This window comes from Ruegeria sp. N7 (assembly GCF_056531345.1).
The window spans coordinates 27,257-52,036 of the sequence record NZ_JBQFLR010000001.1 but is presented as its reverse complement, the minus strand read 5'-3'; the positions used below and the strand labels follow the sequence as shown (position 1 = coordinate 52,036).

Sequence of the window (24,780 nt, the reverse complement as noted above, 5' to 3'; positions counted from 1 at the left end):
AGGACGATTAATGGCTAGAGCAAAGTTTCTCTGCGACGCTGAACGCTGCATCGAATGCAACGCCTGCGTAACCGCGTGCAAGAACGAGCATGAGGTACCCTGGGGTATCAACCGCCGCAGGGTGGTGACGATCAATGACGGCAACCCGGGCGAACGCTCGATCTCGGTGGCCTGTATGCATTGTTCGGATGCGCCCTGCATGGCGGTGTGCCCGGTCGACTGCTTCTATCAGAACGAAGAAGGTGTTGTCCTGCACTCCAAGGACCTGTGCATCGGTTGCGGTTATTGCTTTTACGCGTGCCCGTTTGGCGCGCCGCAATACCCGCAGGCAGGCAATTTCGGTTCACGCGGCAAGATGGACAAATGCACCTTCTGCGCCGGTGGTCCCGAAGAAAACCACTCGACCGCAGAGTTCGCCAAATACGGTCGCAACCGGATCGCCGAGGGCAAACTGCCCATCTGCGCCGAGATGTGCTCCACCAAGGCCCTGCTTGCCGGTGACGGCGACGTGGTGTCGGCTGTTTACCGTGAACGCGTCGTGGCGCGCGGTTTCGGCTCGGGCGCCTGGGGTTGGGGTACTGCCTACGACCAGAAAGACGGCTAAGCCGCTGTCTGCACAAAGCAATGGACAACCCGCTCGGCGCGGGTTGTCCGATCTTGGAATTTGACCGAGGTTCAGATGCTCCGCTTTCTCATCGCTTTTCTGTTCACCCTTGGGCTGACCTTTTCGGCAGCCGCCCAAACGACCGATGACAGCAACGCCACGCCTGAAAGGGCGGGAACCGGCGGAGCGACGACCCTTGAAGATATTCTCGCCCGGCAACGTGGTGAGCAGGTGGATAACGGATATCGCTCCGGCAATACCGGCCAGAGCAATGTCGAGGGTCTGATGGGTCAGCTTGGCACCCGTGGTGTCGCGTCGGACAGTGATGTATATCGTGCGTTGCGCTATGGCTCGGCCAATGTGACCGTATCGTCAAACGGCCCCGCTGCAAGCGTGTTGATACAGGATGGCGGCATGTGGTGGCTGAACTTCCGCAGCGGACCGCTGCGCGAATATGGCACTTACATCATCGCCGGGATGCTGGGCATCATTCTGCTGTTCTTCCTGATCCGTGGGAAAATCCGCATCGATGGAGAGAAAACAGGCCGAACGGTCACCCGTTTCAACGGGATTGAACGTTTTGGCCATTGGCTGTTTGCTGGATCGTTCCTGATCCTCGGCATTACTGGTTTGCTTACGCTCTATGGTCGCGACTTCCTGATCCCGATCTTCGGCAAGGAAGGTTTCGCCACCATCGCACAGGGCTGCAAGTGGCTGCATAATAATCTGGCCTGGGCTTTCATGCTGGGTCTGATCATCGTCACGGTGAACTGGATTGCTCATAACATCCCCAACCGCACTGACCTGAAATGGCTGGCCGCTGGCGGGGGCCTGTTCACCAAGGGCAACCACCCGCCCGCCCGGAAATTTAATGCGGGGCAAAAGATCATCTTCTGGGCCTGCATCCTGCTGGGCGTGTCGATCAGCCTGTCCGGCTTGTCACTGCTGTTCCCGTTCGAGATGCCCCTGTTCGCCAAGACCTTCTCGGTCGCAAACGCCACGGGTATTCCGCAGGCGCTGGGTCTGACCTTGCCGGTGCAGATGTCACCGCAGGAAGAGATGCAATTCGCCCAAGTCTGGCATGTCATGATTGCCTATGTGTTCATCGCGATCATCGTCGCGCATATCTATCTCGGCTCGGTCGGGATGGAGGGCGCGTTTGACGCCATGGGAACCGGAGAGGTCGAAGAACAATGGGCGCGCGAGCATCACTCGCTCTGGCTGGAAGAGGTGCAGGAAAAAGAGGCTGGCAAAGCAGCCGCCTCACCCGCTGAATAGATGCGTGGGCTGGTTCTGGCGCTGGCGCTGGTGCCCCTGCCCGCCGTGGCAGAATTCTTCACGCTGAAAGGGCATGGCGGCCCCATCATGGGCATCGCCACCGCGCCAGACGGTCGCATCGCAACAGCCAGTTTCGATAACTCTGTGGGTCTTTGGACCGGGCAAACGCCAAATTGGTTCGAAGGGCACGAGGCCGCCGTGAACGCAGTCGCGTTCAACGGCTCCGCTTTCTTTTCTGCCGGAGACGATTTCACCCTGCGCAAATGGCCAAGCGGTGAAATCATTGGCCGACACAAGGGGAAGATTGTTGGCCTTGCCGCGTCAGAAACCCTTATTGCCACGGCCAGCTGGGATGGAACAATCGGCCTGTGGCCTGTCGATGGCACAGAACCCGCGCGGCTTGGACCGACCGGCAGTGGCGTAAACGCGGTCGCATTCTCACCTGACGGCACGCAGCTTTTTTCGGCGGGCGTCGACGGCGCTTTGCGCTTATGGGATGTGTCCAGCGGGCAAGAAACAAGGCGTCTGGTCGAGCACGGGTTCGGCATCAATGAACTGGCGCTGAATGCACAGGACAACTGGCTCGCTTATGGTGCGGTAGACGGTGTCACACGTATCCTTGACCTTTCCAACGGTGAAGAGCGCGATTTCACTCTGGACCGCCGCCCGATCCTTGCCCTTGCGCTCAGCCCGGATCGGAAACTTTTGGCCGTAGGCGATGGCGAAGGGTATATTATGGTCATCGACACCGTCGATTGGCGCATTGCACAGGATTTTCGCGCCACGTTGCGCGGTCCGGTCTGGGCTTTGGCATTTTCCAAAGACGGTAAAAACATCCATGCGGGCGGACTTGACGAGGCGATGTACAGCTGGCCTGTGGACGCTCTGTCCGACCAACACCAGATGGCCTCGACAGAACCGAGTTTCCTGAAAAATCCTGATGAGATGGACAACGGGGAACGCCAGTTTGCGCGCAAATGTTCGATCTGTCACAGCCTGTCATCCGATAACGCGCGACGTGCAGGCCCAACCCTGCACGGTGTATTTGGACGTCAGGCCGGCACGGTTCGTGGATATTTGTACTCGGATACATTACAAGGCTCTGATATCATTTGGAATGACGAGACAATAAATGCCCTTTTCGACGAGGGGCCAGACCACTACATTCCGGGGTCGAAAATGCCGATGCAGCGAATTGCCAAAGCACAGGATCGCCAGGATCTTATCGCTTTTCTGCGTCGCGCAACAACTGACCGGAACTGAACCGGAGGAGCCCATGAAAGCCTTTCTTGCCGCCGTCGCCACGATGGTCGTTATTGCAGGCGCAGCCCCGTTTGTGCTGGAACAGATCGGGTTCAGCACCGCTGACACTACGTCCGGCATCGCCGTGCGCCTCGACTGAATGGCGCAATATCTGACCACCCGTGAACTGGCCGATCTGCTGCGCATTGGCGAGCGGAAGGCTTATGACCTTGCCTCGTCAGGCGAGGTGCCGTGTGTGCGCGCCATGGGCAAGCTGTTATTTCCGCGGGCCGAGATCATTGCCTGGCTCAACGCGTCGCGATCCGGCCCTCAGGTCGCAGAACCGCCCCTGCCCCCGATCATAGCAGGCAGCCACGATCCCTTGCTGGACTGGGCGCTGCGTGAAAGTGGGTCGGGGCTGGCCACCTATTACGACGGTTCTTTTGATGGCCTGATCAGGCTCAGTGAACGCAGCGCGCAGGGCGCTGTGTTACACATCCACGAAAATGGCGGATTCAACAAGGAATCCCTGCAAGACACTTTGGGCGAAGCCCCGGTGATCCTATACGAAGTCGCCCGACGTGAGCGTGGATTGCTTCTTGCCCCGGGCATATCCGACATCAATTCTTTTGACGACCTCAAGTCACGCACCGTCATACTGCGTCAGGACAGTGCGGCAAGCCAGCGCCTGTTTGACGCCCAACTGGACGCCCACGGCCTGCGCCGGGATGATCTGGACATTCGACCCGGCTGCGCACGTACAGAAGAAGAGCTTGCGATCGCCCTACATGACCGGAAGGCCGAGGCCGGTTTTGGGCTTGGCGCCCTAGCCGGTCTCTACAACTTGGGTTTTGTCCCCACTCATTCCGAGCGGCTGGATCTTGCCATCTGGCGTCGGGCCTTTTTCGATCCGCCGATACAGAAACTGCTAACCCTGTTGCGCTCGGGTCAGTTCGCCCAGCGGGCGCGCGAGTTCGGCGGCTATGACCTGTCTGGTCTTGGCACGATCCACCACAATGGGGCCAGCGGGTGAAAATCCACCCGCGCCTTCATCTTTTCAAAAATACTCGCCCCGCAGGGGCTGGCCGCAGGCCAGCTTAATGCGCATTGGGGAAAAACACCTGCTGACCGTCCAGCCGGAAAGAGGCGATCGCCTGCTGCCCGTCGGGCCCGGTCAACCAGTCGATGAAACGCTGACCAGCGGCCGCCCGTACATGCGGATGCTTTTCAGGATTCACGAGGATCACACCATATTGGTTGAACAGACGCGGGTCGCCTTCGACCAGGATCTCAAGATTGCCTCTGTTACCAAAGGACAGCCAGGTCGCCCGATCTGTCAGAGTATACGCATCCATGCCGCTGGCCACGTTCAGAGTCGCACCCATACCTGAACCGGTTTCCCGATACCAACTGCCGGACGCGCCGGTTGGGTCCAGCCCCGCAGCCGACCAATGCCGCAGCTCGGCCTTGTGCGTTCCGCTGTCATCACCGCGCGACGCAAACGGGGCTTCAGCCTTTGCAATCGCTGTAAGAGCGCTCAGAATGTCGGCACCACCGCGAATTCCGGCGGGATCTGCCTTGGGGCCCACCAATACAAAATCGTTATACATCAGGTCCTTCCGCTCCACGCCATATCCATCAGCGACGAATTTCTCTTCGGCGGATTTGGCGTGAACCAGCAGGACGTCCCCGTCACCATTGACCGCATTGCGGATTGCCTGACCGGTTCCTACGGCCACAACCCGCACGTCAATGCCCGACTCGGCCTCGAACCACGGCAGTATATAGTCCAACAACCCCGAGTTCTGGGTGGATGTCGTAGACTGCACGACAATGAACGGTGTCTCTGCCAAGGCCGCATTTGCCGACAGACCAAGGGCCATCACTGCCGCCCGAAGTATTGCGCGGAACATCATTTTCTCCGTTTTATCTTTTAGGTAACCAATCCACCCGCGAGATAGCGACGCGATGCTTCACTTTCGGGGGTATCCAAAACCTGTTTTGCGGGGCCGTGTTCAACCACATGACCGCCCTGCATCATGACCACATCCGAGGCCAAACGACGGGCCTGCCCAATATCATGTGTCACCATCACGATCCGTACACCCCGCGCCGAGGCGCGCAGAACCATACGTTCGATCATCTGTGTTGCGCCGGGATCAAGGGCGCTGGTCGGTTCGTCCAGAAACAGTGTTTCGGGCTCCAGCGCCAAGGCACGCAAAATGGCCAGCCTCTGGGCCTCGCCCCCCGAAAGCGACCGGGCAGATTGCCAGGCCTTCCCCTCCAGCCCGCCTTCGGCCAGCAACTCGATGATACGTGCCTTTCTCGCCGCTCGCCCCATGCCCTGACGCTTGAGGACAAAGCCCAGGTTTGCAGCAACAGAGCGTCGCAACAGAACCGGTCTCTGAAATACCATGGCTTGGCGCGCTTTCTGCGCAGCGCCCAGAGGGTTTCCATCCTGCACCACCCGCCCGCGATCCGGCGAAATCAGGCCATGCAAGCACCGCAGCAACAGGCTTTTGCCCGCACCGTTAGGGCCAAGAAGCAACGTCGGCCCCGGACCATCCAGAACCAATGAAGGAACATCCAGCAAAACCTTGCCGTTGCTGCGAATTTGCACGTTTTCAACCGTCAGACAGTTCGACATGTCACAGATCACGTCACGCATGGCGCAACCCCTCCTGTTCGGCCCGCAAACTGACCGCGCTGACCATCGCGTTTACGGCAATTGCAATCCCGATCAGGATCGCCCCCAACGCCAGTGCCAGCGACAGATTTCCCTTCGACGTTTCAAGCGCAATGGTTGTGGTCATCACGCGGGTCACATGATTGATGTTTCCGCCAACGATGATAACCGCGCCCACCTCGGCGATGGCGCGTCCGAAACCGGCAAGCAGGGCCGTGACAAGTGCCAGTCGCGCATCCCACAACAAAACCGGAACCGAGGCCAGCCGTGACACGCCCAAGGACCGCAGCTGTTCTGAATATTCCTCAGCCAACATTTCAACAACCTGTCGCGTCAGAGCCGCGACAATGGGGGTGACCAAAACGACCTGCGCAATGATCATGGCGGTCGGAGTGTACAAAAGCTCAAGCACTCCCAAAGGACCCGAACGGGACAGCATCAGATAGACCAGCAGGCCTACGACAACCGGCGGAAACCCCATCAGTGCATTCATCAGGACGATCAGCATCCGGCGGCCGGGGAACCGTGCGACGGCCAATGCAGCCCCCACGGGCATTCCAATCAGAGCAGAAACCAGAACCGCAAACACGGACACTTTCAGAGACAACAGCACAATTGCCCACAGCTCAGAATCTCCCCCAAGGATCAAGGCAATCGCAGCGCTGAATTCTGATGAAAATTCCTGCATTTCCTTCCCAAATACCTACAATTCGTACAAAACACGTTAGATTACATGGAAATACTACTTCATATCGGTGCCAAGTACAGACACAATTCCGACACCACGAATGCGAAACGCGGCCCCGATTGGGACCGCGTTCTTTATCACTCAGAAAAACGGTTGGCGTCAGTTAAGAGCAGCGTCCGTAATCTGGTGCGTCCAGGCCCCTTCGGGTGTCTTGGTGATCACCGGGTCAGAACCTCCGGCCAGCAGGGTACCAACGGTGCGATCGAAATCCGCCGGGTCCAGCGCGCCGTTCGAACCTGCGGTCAACTTGGCGATCTCACCCATCATGCGTTTCTGATGTTCTTCCGTCTGCGCACCCGTTGCATCGTTCTCCAGCACGATATCTGCCGCTTCGTCGGGGTTCTCCTCGGCGTATTTCCAACCTTTCATCGAGGCGCGAACAAACCGCTGCATCTTGTCGGTGAAGGCCGTATCGCTGAGATTTTCTTCCAGAACGTAAAGACCATCTTCCAGCGTCGCGACACCCTGGTCTTCGTATTTGAAGGTCACCAGTTCATCCGGGCTGACACCGGCATCGATGACCTGCCAGTATTCATTGTAGGTCATGGTGCTGATACAATCCGCCTGACGTTGCAGCAGCGGATCGACGTTGAAGCCCTGTTTCAGAACTTCCACACCGTTGTCGCCTTTCCCATCAGTGCTGATGCCCAACTGGCTCATCCAGCTCATGAACGGAAATTCATTGCCAAAGAACCAGACACCCAGCGTGCGATTCTTCAGGTCCTCAGGCGACGAAATACCGGCATCTTTCCAACAGGTCAGCATCATGCCCGAGCTTTTGAACGGCTGGGCGATGTTCACCAACGGCAACCCTTTTTCACGTGCGGCCAGAGCGGCAGGCATCCATTCAACGGTCACATCAGCACCGCCGCCCGCAATCACCTGTGTCGGAGCGATGTCAGGCCCGCCGGGCAGAATGGTAACGTCCAGCCCTTCTTCCTCGTAAAAGCCCTTATCCTTGGCAACGTAGTAGCCCGCGAATTGTGCTTGCGTGACCCATTTCAGTTGCAGTGTCACTTCATCCGCCGCCAGCGCCGTACTGGCTGCCAGACCAAAGGCGGCAACCGCCCCGCTGAATAGCTTATTCATCTTCATTTCTCCTAGTTGCTTGTTGCGCCCCGATTTTCAGGGTCTGTTGATTTTCTTCGTCTTATCCGCGTTGTGAGGGGTGCCAGAACGTCACCACTTTTTCGATTCCCGCCACCAGGCCATAAAAAGCCGTACCCGCGATAGCGGCAACAACGATTTCGGCCCAGACCATATCCAACGACAATTGACCGACGCTGGTGGATATCCGAAATCCCATGCCCAGTGTCGGCGATCCGAAGAATTCAGCCACGATGGCGCCAATCAAAGCCAAAGTTGTTGAAATCTTCAACCCGTTGAAAATGAAAGGCATCGCCGCAGGCAGCCGCAGCTTCAGAAAGCTCTGCCAATAGCTTGCTGCATAGGTTTCCATCAAGTCACGCTGCATCGCGGTGGCCTCGCGCAGTCCGGCCACGGTGTTGACCAGCATCGGAAAGAACACCATCACAACGACCACCGCCGCTTTGGAATGCCAATCAAACCCGAACCACATGACCAGAATGGGTGCCGTCCCCACGATGGGCAAAGCCGCGACGAAATTCCCGACTGGCAATAACCCCAAACGCAGGAAATCCCACCGATCGACGGCAATCGCCATAAGGAAGGCCGATCCACAGCCGATGACATATCCGCTGAGCGCTCCTTTCAGGATCGTCTGAACAAAGTCGGCCCAAAGAATGTCAAGGCTGCCTGCAAATCGCACCGCTATGGCAGACGGTGCCGGCAGAATGACCAGCGGCACTTCAAGCCCACGGACCACCAGCTCCCAAGCTCCAACAATGGTCAGACCAAAAATCACCGGTGCCAGAAAGCGTACCATCTGGCTGTCGGCTTGCGGGCCACTGGCCAATCGGCTGTTCAACCACCAGCCGAAAGCCCACAGCAGCAAAGCAAAGACAACCAACATCATTGCGCCATCCCCATCCGCTTCAGAACCGACCGTTCAATCAATCCCAACAAACCGACCAGGCAGGCAGCCAGAATGGCCGCAGCAAACAGCGCTGACCATATCTGCACGGTTTGACCATAGTAACTGCCTGCCAGCAACCGAGCACCCAATCCTGCGACAGCGCCTGTCGGCAGCTCACCCACGATTGCGCCGACTAACGACGCCGCAATACCGATCTTCAACGAGGTGAACAGGTATGGCATCGACGCGGGCAGGCGCAGTTTCCAGAACCCCTGCGATTGGCTGGCATTATAAGTCCGCAACAGGTCAAGTTGCATCGCGTCAGGGCTGCGCAATCCTTTGACCATGCCGACGACAACCGGGAAAAAGCTCAGGTACGCTGATATGATCGCCTTGGGAATGATCCCCTGAACCCCGACCGAGTAAAGGACCACGATAATCATCGGTGCCAAGGCGATAATCGGGATCGTCTGGCTCACGATAGCCCATGGCATGACCGACAAATCCATCACGCGGCTATGCACGATCCCAACGGCCAACAAGACACCCAGCCCGGTCCCGATGACAAAGCCCAGCATCGTGGCGCTGAGTGTCACCCATCCATGAAAGACCAGCGATCTTTTCGAGTTGATTTTCTTCAGGACGGTTGTATCCCACAGTTCAATCGCCACCTGATGAGGGGATGGCAAACGGGGCTTGCCCTGCTCCCAAGCAGCTGGAATTGCGAACGAATTATCCAGAACCAGACCGAATTCTCCCAGATCCCGACGCGCGCTTGCGGTGGGTGGCTGAACCTCGGCACCGCCACGTTCAAGTTCGGTCAAAACCCCTTTGATGTTCATCGGAACGCAAGCGACATACCAGAACAGAACGATCACGGCGACGACTGTGAAAACGGCGATGATCTGCTTCATGCGTGCCACTCCATACGATAGACGGGCACTGTATCCGGCGGTGCAGGTAGTTCTTCGGCAGTTACCTCGAACCCTTCACGGCGGTAAAACCTCTGCGCCGCCTGATTGGGTTTGTGTGTTGTCAGCCAAAGATGGGTCCGACCCTGCTTCGCCTTGTCAACGAAACGCTTGCCAATTCCCTGCCCCGTCCGGCTGCAATACAACGCACCGATCTTACTCTGCGCCGGATCTATGGACATGTAGCAATCAACCGGATCACCCGCGACCCAGATCTCGCGACTGTCGAACGCTTCGTGGATCAGGGTCGCCAATTCCTCCACCGGCAATTCATCAGGCATCCAGTCCGTCTGCCAGGCCCAGTTGTAAGTCACGCGGGCACAAGCCGGCACGTCACCTACCACGGCCCGTCTGATGGTTTCTGTCCCCGGATCAGTCGTCATAAGAATGCCCCGCCCGCAACCCGTCGCGAACACGATGGGCCACTTCGATGAATTCCGGAGTGTCACGAATGTCCAACGGCCGTTCCTTTGGCAGCGGGCTGTCGATCACATCCGTAATCCGCCCCGGCCGCGGGCTCATCACGACAATTTTGGTGCTCAGATATACGGCTTCGGGAATCGAATGCGTCACGAAGCCGATGGTCTTTTCTGTTCTGGCCCAAAGCGCCAGAAGCTGCTCGTTCAAGTGGTCTCGCACAATCTCATCCAAAGCGCCGAACGGCTCATCCATCAACAAGATATCAGCATCAAAGGCCAAAGCCCGGGCGATGCTGGCGCGCTGCTGCATCCCACCGGATAACTGCCAGGGAAACTTTCCTCCAAATCCTTCAAGATCAACCAGTTCCAGGACTTTTCTCACCCTTTCCTCCTGCTCGGATGCGGAATAGCCCATGATCTCAAGCGGCAACTTGATGTTCTTTGCTATGGTGCGCCAGGGATAAAGGCCCGCTGCCTGAAAGACATACCCATAGGCCCTGTTCCGCCGTGCTTCGTCCGCTGTCATTCCGTTGACAGTCAGCGACCCGCCGGTCGGTGTCTCCAAGGCCGCAATACAGCGCAGGAAAGTGGTTTTCCCACAGCCCGAGGGGCCAATGAAACTAACAAATTCACCCTTGTCGATCGTCAGGTTCACGTCTTTCAACGCGTGAACAGGCCCGTCATTGGTTTGAAAGGTGAGGTCAAGCTGCCTTGCTTCGATGACGTGCTGGGTCGTGCTTTCAGTGGTCATTCTACTGCCTTGAAAAGAGTGGTGCCGGGGCCGCCCAGACAGCGGCCCAACGGATCAAACCCCCGTCGCCGGGATACCTGTCCGCTCAACTGGCCGAGGGGCGGTTAGTTCTTTCCACGCGCTCAAAGCCTTGTTGACGGTCGTATTTGCCTCGCGCGCAACGAACTCGCCATGGCCTTCCTGCGTGCGGATTTCACCATCATGTACCGCAACCTGTCCGCGGGTCAGCGTAAAGCGCGGCAGGCCTTTGACCTCTTTGCCCTCAAACACGTTATAGTCAATCGAAGATTGCTGCGTACTGGCTCTGATCGTTTTCGTTTTTTCAGGATCCCACACGACGATATCTGCATCCGCTCCAACAAGGATCGCGCCTTTTTTCGGATAGCAATTCAGTATCTTGGCGATGTTTGTTGAAGTCACCGCAACAAATTCATTGGGCGTCAGGCGTCCGGTATTCACACCATGTGTCCACAGCATCGGCATCCGATCCTCCAGACCGCCGGTCCCGTTCGGGATCTTGGTGAAATCCCCAACTCCAAAGCGTTTCTGTTCGGTCGTAAAGGCGCAATGGTCGGTTGCCACAACACTCAGCGATCCTGATTGCAGGCCATTCCACAGGCTGTCCTGGTGCTGCTTATTGCGGAACGGAGGGCTCATTACCCGCCGCGCGGCGTGATCCCAATCCTGATTGAAATATTCACTTTCATCCAGGGTAAGATGCTGAATCAGCGGTTCGCCCCACACTCTCTTGCCCTGCATTCGGGCCCGGCGAATGGCCTCATGAGACTCTTCGCAGGATGTATGAACAACATAAAGCGGCACGCCCGCCATATCTGCGATCATAATGGCCCGGTTTGTGGCCTCACCCTCTACTTGCGGCGGTCGGGAATAAGCGTGCGCTTCCGGGCCAGAGTTCCCCTCGGCCAGAAGCTTGGCACTCAGTTCGGCAACGACGTCTCCGTTCTCGGCATGCACCATTGCGATGCCGCCCAGTTCGGCCAAACGCCTGAACGAAGCATAAAGCTCATCGTCATTCACCATCAACGCGCCTTTATAGGCCATGAAATGCTTGAACGTGTTGATGCCGCGCGTCTCGATCACGGTCTTGAGGTCGTCAAATACCTGTTCCCCCCACCATGTCACCGCCATGTGGAACGAGTAGTCGCAATTCGCCCGTGTCGATTTGTTGTCCCAACGCTTCAGGGCATCCAGCAGGCTTTCGCCCGGATTGGGCAGCGCGAAGTCAACAACCATCGTCGTGCCCCCGGCCAGGGCGGCCCGCGTACCGCTTTCGAAATCATCGCTGGAATAGGTGCCCATGAACGGCATTTCCAGATGGGTATGCGGATCAATCCCACCGGGCATCACATAACAGCCGGTCGCGTCCAGCTCGTTATCACCTTTCAGACCCATCCCGATCCCGGTGATGACGCTGCCTTCGACCAATACATCCGCCTTGTATGACAAATCCGCGGTGACAACGGTTCCGTTTTTTATAACAGTACTCATTTTGAACTCCCTGATGCGGTCTGCGCCGCTTGCTTCATCTGGCCAAAAATATCCCGGGGGAGTCGCCCTTGGGCGACGGGGGCAGCGCCCCCTATTCCACGATTTCGGCAGTCTCGACCACGGCATGCAGCAGGACATCTGCCCCGGCTGCCGCCCAATCCTTGCTGATCTCTTCAGCCTCATTATGGCTCAGCCCGTCCACACAGGGGCACATGACCATGGCGGTCGGGGCAACACGGTTGATCCAGCAGGCATCATGCCCCGCGCCCGAGATGATGTTGGTATGCGAATAGCCCAGCCTTTCAGCCGCATCGCGCACGGCAGACACGCAATCGTCGTCGAACTTCACCGGATCGAAACCGCCGACTTTCTCGAATTCGACCTGCAGGCCCATTTCTTCGACAATATCTTCCGCCGCCACCCGCAGGCGATTTTCCATGTCGGTGATCACCTCCAGCTCGGGCGAGCGGAAATCGACCGTGAACACCACCTTGCCCGGGATTACGTTGCGAGAATTCGGGAAAACGTCGATATGCCCCGCGGCACCGACCGCATGCGGTGCGTGAGACCAGGCGATTTCGTCCACTTTCTCAAGAATGCGCGCCATCGCAAGCCCGGCATTCTTGCGCATCGGCATCGGGGTTGAACCGGTATGAGCATCCTTGCCGGTCACCGTGACCTGTGTCCAGCTCAGACCCTGACCGTGGGTGACGACGCCGATATCCTTTCCTTCGGCTTCAAGGATCGGGCCTTGTTCGATATGCAACTCAAAGAAAGCGCGCATCTTGCGCGCGCCAACTTTTTCTTCACCGCGCCAACCGATCCGGTTCAGTTCATCCCCGAATTTCTTACCATCGGCATCTTCACGGTCATACGCCCAGTCCTGCGTGTGCATTCCCGCAAAGACACCAGACGACAGCATGGCAGGCGCATATCGCGTCCCTTCCTCGTTGGTCCAGTTGGTCGCCACGATGGGATGTCTTGTCTTGATCCCGAGATCATTGAGTGTGCGGATGATCTCCAGCCCGCCCAGAACGCCCAGAACGCCGTCATATTTTCCGCCAGTCGGCTGCGTATCCAGATGCGATCCCACATAGACCGGCAAAGCGTCCGGGTCGGTGCCCTCACGATGCGCAAACATGTTGCCCATCTGGTCCAGCCCCATGGTGCATCCAGCCTCTTCACACCATTTCTGGAACAAGGCGCGGCCTTCGGCGTCCTCGTCAGTCAGAGTTTGCCTGTTATTCCCCCCCGCGACACCGGGACCGATCTTGGCCATCTCCATCAGGCTGTCCCACAACCTGTCGCCATTGATCCTGAGATTCTGCGCCGGAGCTGCCATTGTCTTATTCCCTGTTTGCTTGCGATTTTGCTCGCTATTGGTGTCTTGATTTGACCAACTGGTCAAACTCACGCTATCACGGGTTCGGTATCAGTCAAGAAATTGCGCGGCAAAGCCTGATATTTCAGTGTAATCCGCGCCTATCCGACGAAAAAAGAGACACACTGAAATCATGCCGAATGACCGCGCACCGACTCGAATCCAGAAGAAGAACCGAGCCGCGATTCTCGAGGCTGCCCTGAATGTGTTTTCTGCACACGGGTTTCGTGGGGCAACCGTCGATCAGATTGCTGCCGAGGCGGGGTTGAGCAAACCCAATCTCCTCTACTATTTCGCGTCGAAAGAGGCGATCCACACCGAATTGCTTTCGGGCTTGCTGGAAACCTGGCTGGCGCCCCTGCACGATCTGGATGAGACCGGTGATCCGATGGAGGAAATGCTGGCCTATATTCGCCGGAAACTGCAAATGAGTCAGGTGCTACCACGGGAAAGCCGCCTTTTTGCCAATGAGCTTGTGCAAGGCGCGCCCCGCATTCACGACGCTTTGTCCCATGATCTCAAACAACTGGTTGACGAAAAGGTCACCATTCTCACCAATTGGATGGATCAAGGCAAAATCGCGCGGTTGCACCCTTATCATTTGATGTTTTCGATCTGGGCGCTGACACAGCATTATGCCGATTTCGACGTTCAGGTGCGGGCTATTCTGGGTGACGAAAACCCGTTTGAAGGTGCGGAACCCTTTGTAGAGACGTTGTACCGAAAGCTCCTGACGCCATGAATGCAGGGGCCGCGTCAGCGGCCCCTCGGGGATATTCCCTGTCTCGATCATTCCGCTGCTTTGGCCATCGGATTGTTCGGGTGCGTGGTCCAGTTCGCGTAGGTCGGCTGAACCTCTTTCCCGGTGCGCGGATCGATTTCACCTGCCGCCATCGGCACCATCGAAATACAGCCTTCCACCGGGCAGACATCAACGCAGAGGTTACAGGCGACGCATTCGTCATCCATCACCTCGAACACACGCTCATCCGACATTGAAATCGCCTGATGGCTGGTATCTTCACAGGCGGCATAGCATCGGCCGCATTTGATGCACTGGTCCTGATCAATCTTGGCTTTGGCGATGTAGTTCAGGTTCAGGTATTGCCAATCGGTGACATTGGGCACCGCGCGTCCGATCACCTCATCAATGCTGGTATACCCCTTTTCATCCATCCATTCCGACAGACCTGCAGTCAATTCATCAATGATCTTGAACCCATAGGTCATCGCAGCGGTACAGACCTGCACCGTGCCACATCCCAGAGAGATAAACTCGGCCGCATCACGCCATGTGGTGACACCCCCGATGCCCGAGATTGGCATGCCATGCGTCGCCTCGGCCCGAGCGATTTCGGACACCATCGACAGGGCGATCGGCTTCACGGCAGGGCCGCAATATCCTCCGTGGCTGCCCTTGCCATCAATCGAGGGTTCCGGGCTGAACGTGTCCAGATTTACGCTGGTGATCGAATTGATCGTGTTGATAAGCGACACCGCATCCGCGCCACCATTTCTGGCCGCCGCCGCAGGTTTCCGGATATCGGTGATATTCGGTGTCAGTTTCACGATGACCGGACGGTCATAGTATTGCTTGCACCAACGGGTGACCATTTCGATATATTCCGGAACCTGCCCTACGGCGGACCCCATACCGCGCTCGCTCATCCCGTGCGGGCAACCGAAGTTCAGTTCGATTCCGTCCGCGCCGGTTTCAGCCACGCGCGGCAGAATGGCTTTCCAGGCCTCTTCTTCGCAGGGCACCATGATCGAAGCGATCAGGGCGCGATCCGGATAGTCGGACTTGACCCGCGCCATTTCCTCGAGGTTCACCTCAAGCGGGCGGTCGGTGATCAGTTCGATATTGTTCAGTCCCAGCAAACGGCGGTCGGCACCGTAGATCGCGCCATACCGCGGGCCGTTCACATTTACGACCGGCGGTCCCTCGGACCCCAGTGTCTTCCACACAACACCGCCCCAACCGGCCTCAAACGCACGACGAACATTGTATTCCTTGTCCGTCGGCGGCGCAGAGGCCAGCCAGTAAGGGTTGGGGCTGGAAATGCCCAGAAAGTTAGTCGTCAGATCGGCCATGGCTTCTCCCTTCCCGGCTCAGCCGGATTTTTTGAATATCATTTCGGTCGGACGTATGCGCCCGGCCTTGAGGTTTTTGACATAGTTCTGGAACTTTTCGGGTGCCGTCTCGCCCATCATCAGATGAATGCCCATCGGTGCCGGGCCGGATTCGGCAATCTTTGCAAAGACGTCCTCGAAGAACTGTATCGCGAATTCGGTGCGATCCGTTTCTTTCACCAGTTCAAAACCCGCGGCGCTTGCCGCAGACTTGTAAACATCCGGCGCATCCACGAACGAGGTTTCGGCAACAGTGGACCACGGCAGAGGGAAAGCCAGCGGCTCGTCCACGTCTCCGGCCATCACATCGAACAGGGCAAAAGTACCGCCCTTGGCCAGCGCCCGCGACACTTCGGCGAACAGCCCGGCCTTGTCCTTTATGTTCATGCCCACATGCATCATGACGGCCAGGTCGAACCCAGCATCCGGCACCGGCATGTCCAATGCGCTGCCCACATGAAAGCTGGTTTTCGAGGAATGCCCGACCATATCGCTGAGCACCTTGGCGGTTTCAACGAATTCCGGTGTCAGATCGACGCCTGTTACTGTCGAGTCATAGCGATCCACGACATAGCGAGAGGTCCCGCCGATACCGCATCCGACATCCAGAACACGGGTCGCATGGGTCGGCGACAACTGCGCAAACAGGTTGTTGGTCGCCAGAACGCCACCCGTGTGGAACTCGTCCCCTGCTTTCAGGTCTGCGACCGTGGCCGCATCCGGATCGATACCGCTGGCCTCAAGCGCCGCGCGGACGCGGTCGGTCAGTGCTCCGGTGGTGTAATGTTGCGCTACGGCTTGTTCGATCTGGGACATAGGAATACCTCAGCAGCGAAAGGAATGGGGTGAATACCCCATCCTATCACGAAACCAGCGTCGCGTGGATGTCCATCGCTGCATCCCGGCCTTCGGCAACAGCCGTTACGGTCAGGTCCTCGCCCCCCGCCGCGCAATCTCCGCCTGCCCAGACTCCGGCCACAGAAGTGCGTCCCGCACCGCTGACAGCGATCTTGTTGCCGTCCAGCTTCAGCCCTTCCGGCGCACCTTCCAGCGTCTGACCGATGGCTTTGAGAACCTGGTCCGCCCGCAGCCGGACCGTCTCACCGGTTCCGGTGAGTTGGCCGTTCTGGCTTGAGGTATACTCCAGCTCAATCTCGGTGGCGGCTCCATTGCCGTGTACTGCCACCGGCTGCACGTTGGTCAGAATCTGAACCCCGTGCGAGGCTGCCAGATCCTGTTCGTACCGGCTGGCACCCATGGCGTCGCGGCCCCGGCGATAGGCAATGGTGACATTCTCGGCACCTAACAATTTGGACTTTACCGCCGCATCCACGGCAGTCATGCCTCCGCCAATAACGACGACGTTCCGCCCGACAGGAAGCTGTGCAAGATCACCAGCTTGCCGGACGTCCGAGATGAAATCGACGGCATCCCACACCCCGTCCTTGTCAACACCATCCGCGCGCAGGGCATTGACCCCGGCAAGTCCGATGGACAGGAACACCGCGTCGTAGTTTTCGACCAGACCATCCAGTGAGATGCTTTCACCCAGAACCGACCCGGTTTCAATCGAGATACCACCGATTTTCAGCAGCCAGTCGATCTCGGCCTGCGCAAAGTTGTTGGTCGATTTATAGGCGGCAATCCCGTATTCATTCAGACCGCCCGGTTTGGGTTTGCCTTCGTGGATCACCACGTCATGGCCCAGCATGGCAAGGCGATGCGCGCAGGCCAGACCAGCAGGCCCTGCCCCCACGACAGCAACCGTCTTCCCAGTTAATGCCGCACGTTCAAACGGATGCGCGCCCGCAGACATAAGATCATCCGTCGCAAAGCGCTGTAGCCGTCCGATCTCGACCGGCTTACCTTCGGCCGCCTCACGAACACAGGCCTCTTCGCACAGTGTTTCCGTCGGACAGACACGGGCGCACATTCCACCCAAAATGTTCTGCTGAAAAATCGTTCGCCCGGCTGCCTGCGGCTGTCCGGCCTGAATCTGACGGATGAATAGCGGAATATCGATGTCTGTCGGACACGCTGTCACGCAAGGTGCGTCATAGCAGAAATAACAACGGTCTGCTGCAACTGCGGCCTCATGCGGGGCCAATGGCGGATGCAGATCGGTGAAATTCGAGGTCAGCTGATCGCTTGAAAGCCGCCCGGCGACGATGCCGGGTGCCATCTGGCCCTGTGCCATCACTCTACTCCCTGTAGATATGTTTGTTATGACCTCAGCTTGCCACAAATAAATTTTTTATCAATTGGTAAAATTTGCCAAATGGTCAAAAAATTGAAAATCCGGGCCGTAGAACCCGGATTCATTGGCATTTTGGTTAATTTCAGGGCCGAAAAGCTTTCAGACCATTTCGCCAAGATGGTGGGACTTGGTCCAAACCCGGGCGCCGTCAGGCCCTGCAACGGCCCGCGAGTGCGTTCCGGGCGGCAAGCGCAACCAGTCCCATGTCGAAAATTCCTCCCCCGATTCAGAGAAACTGCCGCTTATGACAAACACTTCCAGTCCGTCGCGCGCGTCCAGTTCGACCACGTCCCCCGCCGCCCATGTCCGCACAAAAACGTCCTCATGATCATCTTTGAACAGTTGTACGTCAGAATCGCCATTTATCGAGCGGCGCACCTCGGTACGGTCTTGCGGGTCAAACTGGTGCAGCTTGACCAGAATGGTCGCGCCTTCCGCTGCAGACGGAGTGTGCGAGGACGTCGGTGGATTGCGCACATAGCTGCCGACGGGAAAATCTCCGGTCTCGTCCTGAAATACACCGTCCAGCACCAGATATTCCTCGCCGCCGTCATGGGTATGGGCGGAAAAGGTGCTGCCGGGCGCAAAGCGGACAATGGTTGTTGCGCGGGCCACCTCATCACCAATCCGGTCCAGCATTTTGCGCTCGACCCCTGCTGCGGGAGAAGCGACCCATTCACTTTCGTCAAAGTGTACTGCGACCCGTTTGGTGAAATCCGCATTGATCCGCATGTGTATCCCTTTCTGAAGCGACCCCTGAAAGAAATGGGATCGCGTGATGAAATTTCAAATTATCCGCTTTTGACGCCTTGGGCCGCTTGCTGTAATCCGAACTTCAAGGTGCACGGTCAAACACCTGTCGGGAAACGGGCATAGATGCAGGCAACGTCACAGAAATTCAACATCGCGGTCGTCGGTCAAAACAACCGCCTGCAATACGAAGCCCTGTTGTTTGCGGCTTCACTGCGCCATTCTTCACCGCAATTCGAGGGCAAACTGTTTGTCGCCACGCCCAATCCGGGGCCACGCTGGAAACAGGACCCACGCATTCAGGACGAAGAAGTTCTGAAAGCCCTGAAACAACTGGATGCCGAAATTCTGCCCTTCGACTCGCATGTATTCGGTGAAAGCTATCCCTACGGCAACAAGATCGAAGCGCTGATGGCTCTGCCGGAAGATGAGCCCTTTGTGTTCTTTGACACCGACACGCTGATCACTGGCGAGATCACATCTGTACCTTTTGACTTCGACCGCCCCAGCGCATCACTGAAGGTTGAAGGGACATGGCCCAAACCAACGCTGTATGGCCCCGGCTTTGACGGTATCTGGCGCGCGCTTTACGCCCGGTTCGGGTTGGATTTCGAAAGCTCGCTGGACACCGATCAACCCCATGACCACTGGCGGCGGTACCTGTATTTCAATGCAGGCTATTACTTCTACAAATGCCCGCGGAAGTTTGGTGAGCGTTTTCTGGACTACGCCAGAACAATCCGCGACGAAAACATTCCGGAGTTGACGGGCCAAAGCCTTGACCCCTGGCTGGACCAGGCCGCCCTGCCCCTTGTCATTCACTCGTTCGGCGGTGGTCGTGATGTTTTGCCCCCCGGTTTGCTGGACGGGTCCGTCAGTTGCCACTATCGCCTGTTTCCCTTGCTGTACGCCCGTGAAAGCAACCATGTGATTGAGGTCTTGGAAACCGTCGTCGCTCCAAACAAGGTCAAGAAGGTTCTCAAGCAATATGAGCCACTGAAAAAGATGGTTCTGCAGGGGAAAGGCGCAAAAGTCCGCGCCCTGTTTGACCGGGATCATCTGCCACGACGCGAACAGGCCATCCGCAACACGATCAAAAGCAAGGGCCTCTGGCTGCGCTGACAGGATCGTTGTGCGCAGGCGGGCAATGGCCTACAGATTTCGCAAGACAAATTCCAACAGGAGATTTCAAGATGTCTGACGGCCCCACCTACGGTTTCGACACGTTGCAAATTCACGCGGGCGCCCGCCCCGACCCGGCGACCGGAGCGCGCCAGACACCCATTTATCAAACCACAGCCTATGTGTTTCGCGATGCAGATCACGCAGCGGCCCTGTTCAACCTGCAAGAGGTAGGCTTTATCTATTCCCGCCTGACCAATCCAACTGTGGCCGTTCTTCAGGAACGCGTGGCGACACTTGAAGGTGGCGTTGGTGCTGTTTGCTGCTCGTCCGGGCACGCGGCCCAGATCATGGCGCTGTTCCCGCTGATGGGTCCGGGTTGCAACGTGGTCGCCTCGACCCGTCTGTATGGCGGCACGGTCACGCAGTTCAGCCAGACGATCAAACGTTTTGGCTGGTCCGCCAAGTTTGTCGACACCGATGATCTGGACGCGGTGAAGGGCGCAATCGATGAGAATACCCGTGCGATTTTCTGCGAGTCCATCGCCAATCCCGGCGGCTATGTGACGGATATCCGCGCGCTGGCGGACGCGGCTGATGCAGCGGGCATTCCGCTGATCGTCGACAACACCTCGGCCACGCCCTACCTGTGCCGCCCGATCGATCACGGCGCGACCCTGGTCGTGCATTCAACCACCAAGTACCTGACCGGCAACGGTACGGTCACCGGCGGTTGCATCGTGGATTCGGGCAAGTTCGACTGGTCGGCAAATGACAAGTTCCCCTCGCTCAGCCAACCCGAACCGGCCTATCATGGACTGAAGTTCCACGAGACCTTTGGCCCGCTGGCCTTCACCTTCCATGGCATCGCCATCGGTCTGCGTGATCTGGGCATGACCATGAACCCGCAAGCAGCCCACTACACGCTGATGGGGATCGAAACCCTATCGCTGCGGATGGAGCGTCATGTTGAAAACGCGCAAAAAATCGCGGCCTGGCTGGAAGCGGATGATCGCGTGGACTACGTCACCTATGCCGGGTTGCCCTCTTCACCCTATCAGGATCGGGTGAAGGCTCAGTATCCACGTGGTGCAGGCGCATTGTTCACCTTTGCAGTGAAGGGCGGCTATGACGCCTGTATCAAGCTGGTCAATGCGCTGGAAATCTTCAGCCACGTAGCCAATCTGGGCGACGCGCGCTCGCTGATCATTCACTCGGCATCCACCACGCACCGTCAGTTGACCCCGGAACAGCAGGAAGCCGCAGGCGCAGGTCCGGGCGTTGTGCGCGTGTCTATCGGGATCGAGGACGTGAACGACCTGATTGCCGACCTTGATCAGGCCCTGGCCAAAGCAACCGCCTGACCATGACCCAGCACGACACAAACAACCTTGGCCAGCCTATCGGTTTACCGGTTTCGGGTGACTTTCCACGCCCGACGCCACCCTATACGCCGATGGTGGGCCGGTATTGTTCTGTTGTGCCCCTTGATGTGAACAGACATGCGCCCGGATTGTTCCGGGCGTTTGTAAAGGACACGGATGGCCACAACTGGACCTACCTGCCCTACGGCCCGTTTGCTGGCGAGTCTGAGTTCGAAGACTGGGCGCGCGCCAACTGCATGGATGCGGACCCGATGTTCCATACTGTTCTGGACGGTGATGACATACCATTGGGCATGGCTTCATACCTCAGGATAGCACCCGCCGCCGGAGCGATTGAGGTCGGGCATATCCACTTTTCACCCCTGCTTCAGCGCAAACCACAATCAACCGAAGTCATGTATCTGATGATGCGGCGCGTGTTCGATGAACTGGGTTACCGGCGTTACGAATGGAAATGCGACGCGCTGAATGGTCCGTCGCGCAGTGCGGCAGAGCGGCTTGGGTTTACCTTCGAAGGCGTGTTTCGCCAAGCAACCCACTACAAAGGGCGCAACCGCGACACTGCCTGGTATTCAATCATAGATACCGAATGGCCACGCATCCGTGATGCTTTCGAGGCCTGGTTGTCACCCGACAATTTCGACGCTTCGGGCCAGCAACGAAAACCGCTGACGGCCCGCGCGACAGGTTGAACTCATTCCGAGATCTCGAACACCATCGAGACGCTGACAGACACCGAAACCTCACCACCTGCGACAGGAACACCCCCTGCGTCAGCCATGCTCATCATGCGCATCTCGGGCATCGGGCGCACGCCCCCCGTTTGTTCCGAAATCGTTTGCACCGCGCCAAGGGTTACACCCGCGGCCTGCGCCAACTGCTCGGCCTTGGCCATAGCTTCGCCGACAGCTTGCGCGCGCGCTTGGGCTTCGATTGGTTTGGTATCCTGCACCCCAAAGCTCAATCCACCAAAATCGTTGGCGCCATCCTGAATGACCGCATCCATGATGCTTCCAAGCTTGGACAGATCACGCACACGCACAAACACGCGGTTCGAGGCTGCGAACCCCGAAATTTCCGGTGTTTCCCCATTCTGCCCGTGCCGCCCGGACCAAACAGGGGAAAGCGACAGATCGCGGGTCTGAATATCGCGGTCTTCAATCCCCATCCCGGTCAGGCGCGCAAGAACCTTCGCAACTGCGTCCGAGGTGGCCTGCATCGCTGCCGAAGCCTCGGCATTTTCATTTGTCACACCCAATGTGATCGTCGCCATATCGGGGGCAACATCGATGGTTCCGGTTGCGTCAACGGTGATGCGACGTTCTTCCGCATGGGCAAGTCCAGCGGTCGTTGCGGCCATCATTGCGGCCAGAAAAGCGAATGTCTTCAATGTTATCACTCCGATTTGCTTGGGTTAAAGATGGGTCGGCGATGCATTGCCATACAAGAGGAGAGTTTGCCTTTTTCTTTCCCTCGGCAAGTTCCTGCTTTAATGTCGGTCTGCGAACGCCAAGGTGTTTGCATTGACGTTGATAATTATGGTTCCTGCGGATTATGAAACCTGCCTTTGCGCTGTCTTTTTCTGCGACCAGAATATCACTGTATCATCACTCGGATGACGAATGGTTCGTTATCGGCTCGATTCCCTTGGATTCGCCGGACCTGTCCGGTCAGATGCAGGTTTTGCGGGAAAACGCTTTTGCGTTGGAAAACGACCTGAGCTGCAAGCTTGTTTTGCCTTCCGAACAGGTTCGATACCTTCAGGTTGCAACCGATGACTTACCCCCCGAAGACACGGTCGAACGTATCGAGAGCGCACTTGCTGACGCAACGCCTTACGCTTTGTCCGAACTCAGTTACGACTATCAGACCGAAGGCGGCACCACCTATGTTGCAGCTGTTGCGCAGGAAACGCTGAGCGAGGCTCGGGCCTTTGCCTCGGACCATGGTTTCGTGCCGGTTTTATTTTGCGCCGAAGAAGACGCAGACGCATTCCCCCGAGAAGCATTGTTCGCAGAGCGTTCGGGCGCATCGGAAACCCGACCAGCAGAGCCACCGCTGTCGGCAAAAAACACAGACCAGCCCGAACCGGCAAAATCCGCCGGGAAACCAGCGCATCCCATTGCAGGCACAGCCGCACCAAACGTGTTTCTGACCCCCGAAACACCTGACAATAAGTTTGCGAATACGAAAGCGCAGGCACCGCGCATTGCGATCCCGGCATTTGCCGCGGCGGTTCTTCTTGGCGGCGTTTTCGGCGTTTGGCTGGCCTTGGACAGCGGTGGAGAAACAGATCAGGTCGCACTGAGCCCAACTCCAACCGAGATAGGTGTTTCCGAGCCGGATATCGACGCCCTGCCACCGATAGTGCCCGAAGTTGCGGCAATCACCCCCCCTGAAAATTTGCCGCCTGAGGCTCCACTGGACAGGGATGTGCCCCCCACGCCAGAACCTGCCGAGGCCGAGGCCGAAGCCGTAGAACAACCAGAGCTCACCCCTACCGACGCGGCAATCCTTGAGGCGCTCAAGGTGGCCCCTACTCTGGTTGACCCCATCGCTCAGGACCCCGAGGCAGACGAGGATATCAGCGCCGCCTCCGGTGTGAATGTAACGCCCCCGGCCGCTTTGGACGTGCCGGAAGCCCCGGAGCCGGACGAGTTGTATCTGACATCGATCGACAAATCCGACCTGTCCAGCGATGCGGTTGCCCTGCCCCCGGCTTCCAGTTTCGATACCGACGAACCCTTCGTTCGGGACGTGCAACATGGCATAGCAGGAGCGCGGTTCAATCTGGATGATCGCGGGCTTGTGGCACCTACACCGGAAGGAACGCTGAACCCGGATGGGATCGTCGTTTATCAAGGCCGACCGTCAAAGGTTCCGCCAGCAACGCCAGTGCGTTTCGAAGATGAACCCGTACTTGACGAGGTCGACGAAAGGCTGGCCGGTCTACGACCCAAACCTCGCCCTTCAGATCTGGTCGAGAGTTTCGAACGCGGGCAGTTGGGGGGGCGGTCGCTGGCAGAGCTTTCGGCCAAGCGACCAAAAGCACGCCCGGACAGTCTGCAAGCGCGCACAGAAATCGACGAGACGCCAACCGCGTTGGCCGTTGTCCGTGTCCCGCGCCCTAGGGTGCGCCCGGCGGGTCTGGACACTGCAAAGGCACCCGCTTCTGGTAACTCCAATCTTGGATCAACGGCCGCGCTGGACCAGAGCCCTGACGAATCCGGATCGTTTCAGGCGAAATCGGTCGCCCCCAAGATTCCCACAACTGCGTCTGTTGCCCGGCAGGCCACGCTCGATAACGCGATCAATTTGCGTCGCCTGAATCTGATCGGTGTTTACGGCACACCCGCCAACCGGCGCGCCTTGGTCCGGCTTCCCAGTGGACGTTACAAGAAACTGAAAGTTGGGGACAGTATTGACGGCGGCAAGGTCATTGCTATCAGTGACGGTGAGCTGCGTTATCAAAAGAAAGGTCGCAACGTGACGCTGGCGATGCCGCGTGGCTGATTTCGGCACTCAAGGCCTTGACCCATTAACTGTAA

At 57.8% G+C, this 24,780-nt stretch carries 25 protein-coding genes; 10 read left to right on the top strand and 15 right to left on the bottom strand.

Annotation, left to right across the window (positions count from 1 at the left end):
• Positions 1 to 10: 10 nt before the first annotated feature.
• From fdh3B to ACR0ES_RS00235, 5 genes are all read left to right on the top strand, one after another.
• Positions 11 to 604 carry a formate dehydrogenase FDH3 subunit beta gene (fdh3B, locus tag ACR0ES_RS00255; protein WP_209504177.1) on the top strand — a complete coding sequence of 198 codons (594 nt, stop codon included), beginning with the start codon at positions 11 to 13 and terminating at the stop codon, positions 602 to 604.
• A 75-nt stretch (positions 605 to 679) separates the two neighbouring features.
• Positions 680 to 1,882 (top strand): formate dehydrogenase subunit gamma, encoded by a 1,203-nt coding sequence (locus ACR0ES_RS00250; RefSeq protein ID WP_480565140.1) that lies wholly within the window; start codon positions 680 to 682, stop codon positions 1,880 to 1,882.
• Positions 1,883 to 3,145 (top strand): c-type cytochrome, encoded by a 1,263-nt coding sequence (locus ACR0ES_RS00245; RefSeq protein ID WP_480869163.1) that lies wholly within the window; start codon positions 1,883 to 1,885, stop codon positions 3,143 to 3,145.
• Between the two features lie 13 nt (positions 3,146 to 3,158).
• A complete protein-coding gene (locus ACR0ES_RS00240) occupies positions 3,159 to 3,284 on the top strand; it encodes a hypothetical protein (protein WP_267365569.1) in 126 nt (41 codons plus the stop codon).
• Positions 3,285 to 4,157, top strand: coding sequence for a helix-turn-helix transcriptional regulator (locus ACR0ES_RS00235; protein ID WP_267365570.1), 873 nt, complete (start codon positions 3,285 to 3,287; stop codon positions 4,155 to 4,157).
• Positions 4,158 to 4,221: 64 nt separating this feature from the next.
• Here the strand turns inward: ACR0ES_RS00235 and ACR0ES_RS00230 are convergent, their stop codons facing one another.
• The 10 genes from ACR0ES_RS00230 to ACR0ES_RS00185 all read right to left on the bottom strand — a co-directional run bounded on the left by ACR0ES_RS00230 (position 4,222) and on the right by ACR0ES_RS00185 (position 13,546).
• Positions 4,222 to 5,037 (bottom strand): ABC transporter substrate-binding protein, encoded by an 816-nt coding sequence (locus tag ACR0ES_RS00230; RefSeq protein WP_480565147.1) that lies wholly within the window; start codon positions 5,035 to 5,037, stop codon positions 4,222 to 4,224.
• A 20-nt stretch (positions 5,038 to 5,057) separates the two neighbouring features.
• On the bottom strand, positions 5,058 to 5,792 hold the full coding sequence (locus ACR0ES_RS00225; RefSeq protein WP_480505515.1) for an ATP-binding cassette domain-containing protein: 735 nt from the start codon (positions 5,790 to 5,792) through the stop codon (positions 5,058 to 5,060).
• Entirely contained in the window at positions 5,785 to 6,498 is a 714-nt protein-coding gene (locus ACR0ES_RS00220; RefSeq protein WP_480485912.1) for an ABC transporter permease, read from the bottom strand. Before ACR0ES_RS00220 ends, ACR0ES_RS00225 begins: the two co-directional genes overlap by 8 nt.
• A 159-nt stretch (positions 6,499 to 6,657) precedes the next feature.
• Complete coding sequence (locus ACR0ES_RS00215; protein WP_480772593.1) at positions 6,658 to 7,647, bottom strand: ABC transporter substrate-binding protein; 990 nt, start codon at positions 7,645 to 7,647, stop codon at positions 6,658 to 6,660.
• A 61-nt stretch (positions 7,648 to 7,708) separates the two neighbouring features.
• On the bottom strand, positions 7,709 to 8,554 hold the full coding sequence (locus tag ACR0ES_RS00210; protein ID WP_267364134.1) for an ABC transporter permease: 846 nt from the start codon (positions 8,552 to 8,554) through the stop codon (positions 7,709 to 7,711).
• Positions 8,551 to 9,468 (bottom strand): ABC transporter permease, encoded by a 918-nt coding sequence (locus ACR0ES_RS00205; RefSeq protein ID WP_209595945.1) that lies wholly within the window; start codon positions 9,466 to 9,468, stop codon positions 8,551 to 8,553. The genes ACR0ES_RS00210 and ACR0ES_RS00205 overlap by 4 nt, the downstream gene beginning before the upstream one ends.
• Positions 9,465 to 9,908, bottom strand: coding sequence for a GNAT family N-acetyltransferase (locus ACR0ES_RS00200; RefSeq protein ID WP_480869161.1), 444 nt, complete (start codon positions 9,906 to 9,908; stop codon positions 9,465 to 9,467). Before ACR0ES_RS00200 ends, ACR0ES_RS00205 begins: the two co-directional genes overlap by 4 nt.
• Positions 9,898 to 10,695, bottom strand: a complete 798-nt coding sequence (locus tag ACR0ES_RS00195; RefSeq protein WP_209595940.1) for an ABC transporter ATP-binding protein — start codon at positions 10,693 to 10,695, stop codon at positions 9,898 to 9,900. The genes ACR0ES_RS00200 and ACR0ES_RS00195 overlap by 11 nt, the downstream gene beginning before the upstream one ends.
• A 54-nt stretch (positions 10,696 to 10,749) precedes the next feature.
• Positions 10,750 to 12,204, bottom strand: coding sequence for a dihydropyrimidinase (hydA, locus tag ACR0ES_RS00190; protein ID WP_480485918.1), 1,455 nt, complete (start codon positions 12,202 to 12,204; stop codon positions 10,750 to 10,752).
• Between the two features lie 91 nt (positions 12,205 to 12,295).
• The gene (locus tag ACR0ES_RS00185; protein ID WP_480485920.1) at positions 12,296 to 13,546 is read right to left on the bottom strand and encodes a Zn-dependent hydrolase; all 1,251 of its coding nucleotides are present in this window, start codon (positions 13,544 to 13,546) and stop codon (positions 12,296 to 12,298) included.
• 172 nt (positions 13,547 to 13,718) lie between these two features.
• Between ACR0ES_RS00185 and ACR0ES_RS00180 the strand changes: the two genes are divergently transcribed.
• Positions 13,719 to 14,327 carry a TetR family transcriptional regulator C-terminal domain-containing protein gene (locus ACR0ES_RS00180; RefSeq protein WP_480537648.1) on the top strand — a complete coding sequence of 203 codons (609 nt, stop codon included), beginning with the start codon at positions 13,719 to 13,721 and terminating at the stop codon, positions 14,325 to 14,327.
• A gap of 47 nt (positions 14,328 to 14,374) precedes the next feature.
• Here the strand turns inward: ACR0ES_RS00180 and preA are convergent, their stop codons facing one another.
• From preA to ACR0ES_RS00160, 4 genes are all read right to left on the bottom strand, one after another.
• On the bottom strand, positions 14,375 to 15,679 hold the full coding sequence (preA, locus tag ACR0ES_RS00175; RefSeq protein ID WP_480485924.1) for an NAD-dependent dihydropyrimidine dehydrogenase subunit PreA: 1,305 nt from the start codon (positions 15,677 to 15,679) through the stop codon (positions 14,375 to 14,377).
• A gap of 18 nt (positions 15,680 to 15,697) precedes the next feature.
• Complete coding sequence (locus ACR0ES_RS00170; protein WP_480485926.1) at positions 15,698 to 16,534, bottom strand: class I SAM-dependent methyltransferase; 837 nt, start codon at positions 16,532 to 16,534, stop codon at positions 15,698 to 15,700.
• Between the two features lie 46 nt (positions 16,535 to 16,580).
• Complete coding sequence (locus tag ACR0ES_RS00165) at positions 16,581 to 17,915, bottom strand: NAD(P)-dependent oxidoreductase (RefSeq protein ID WP_480772590.1); 1,335 nt, start codon at positions 17,913 to 17,915, stop codon at positions 16,581 to 16,583.
• Positions 17,916 to 18,074: 159 nt separating this feature from the next.
• Positions 18,075 to 18,707 carry a cupin domain-containing protein gene (locus ACR0ES_RS00160; protein ID WP_480772589.1) on the bottom strand — a complete coding sequence of 211 codons (633 nt, stop codon included), beginning with the start codon at positions 18,705 to 18,707 and terminating at the stop codon, positions 18,075 to 18,077.
• A 144-nt stretch (positions 18,708 to 18,851) separates the two neighbouring features.
• Between ACR0ES_RS00160 and ACR0ES_RS00155 the strand changes: the two genes are divergently transcribed.
• From ACR0ES_RS00155 to ACR0ES_RS00145, 3 genes are all read left to right on the top strand, one after another.
• A complete protein-coding gene (locus ACR0ES_RS00155; protein ID WP_480772588.1) occupies positions 18,852 to 19,847 on the top strand; it encodes a hypothetical protein in 996 nt (331 codons plus the stop codon).
• 71 nt (positions 19,848 to 19,918) lie between these two features.
• Complete coding sequence (locus ACR0ES_RS00150; protein WP_480583751.1) at positions 19,919 to 21,211, top strand: O-acetylhomoserine aminocarboxypropyltransferase/cysteine synthase family protein; 1,293 nt, start codon at positions 19,919 to 19,921, stop codon at positions 21,209 to 21,211.
• Between the two features lie 2 nt (positions 21,212 to 21,213).
• Positions 21,214 to 21,924: a GNAT family N-acetyltransferase gene (locus ACR0ES_RS00145; RefSeq protein WP_480869159.1), complete on the top strand. Its 711-nt coding sequence runs from the start codon at positions 21,214 to 21,216 to the stop codon at positions 21,922 to 21,924.
• Between the two features lie 2 nt (positions 21,925 to 21,926).
• Here ACR0ES_RS00145 and ACR0ES_RS00140 read toward each other — a convergent pair whose 3' ends face one another.
• Positions 21,927 to 22,631 (bottom strand): SIMPL domain-containing protein, encoded by a 705-nt coding sequence (locus ACR0ES_RS00140; protein WP_480492689.1) that lies wholly within the window; start codon positions 22,629 to 22,631, stop codon positions 21,927 to 21,929.
• Between the two features lie 155 nt (positions 22,632 to 22,786).
• Between ACR0ES_RS00140 and ACR0ES_RS00135 the strand changes: the two genes are divergently transcribed.
• A complete protein-coding gene (locus ACR0ES_RS00135; RefSeq protein ID WP_480869157.1) occupies positions 22,787 to 24,745 on the top strand; it encodes a hypothetical protein in 1,959 nt (652 codons plus the stop codon).
• The last annotated feature ends 35 nt before the right edge of the window (positions 24,746 to 24,780 follow it).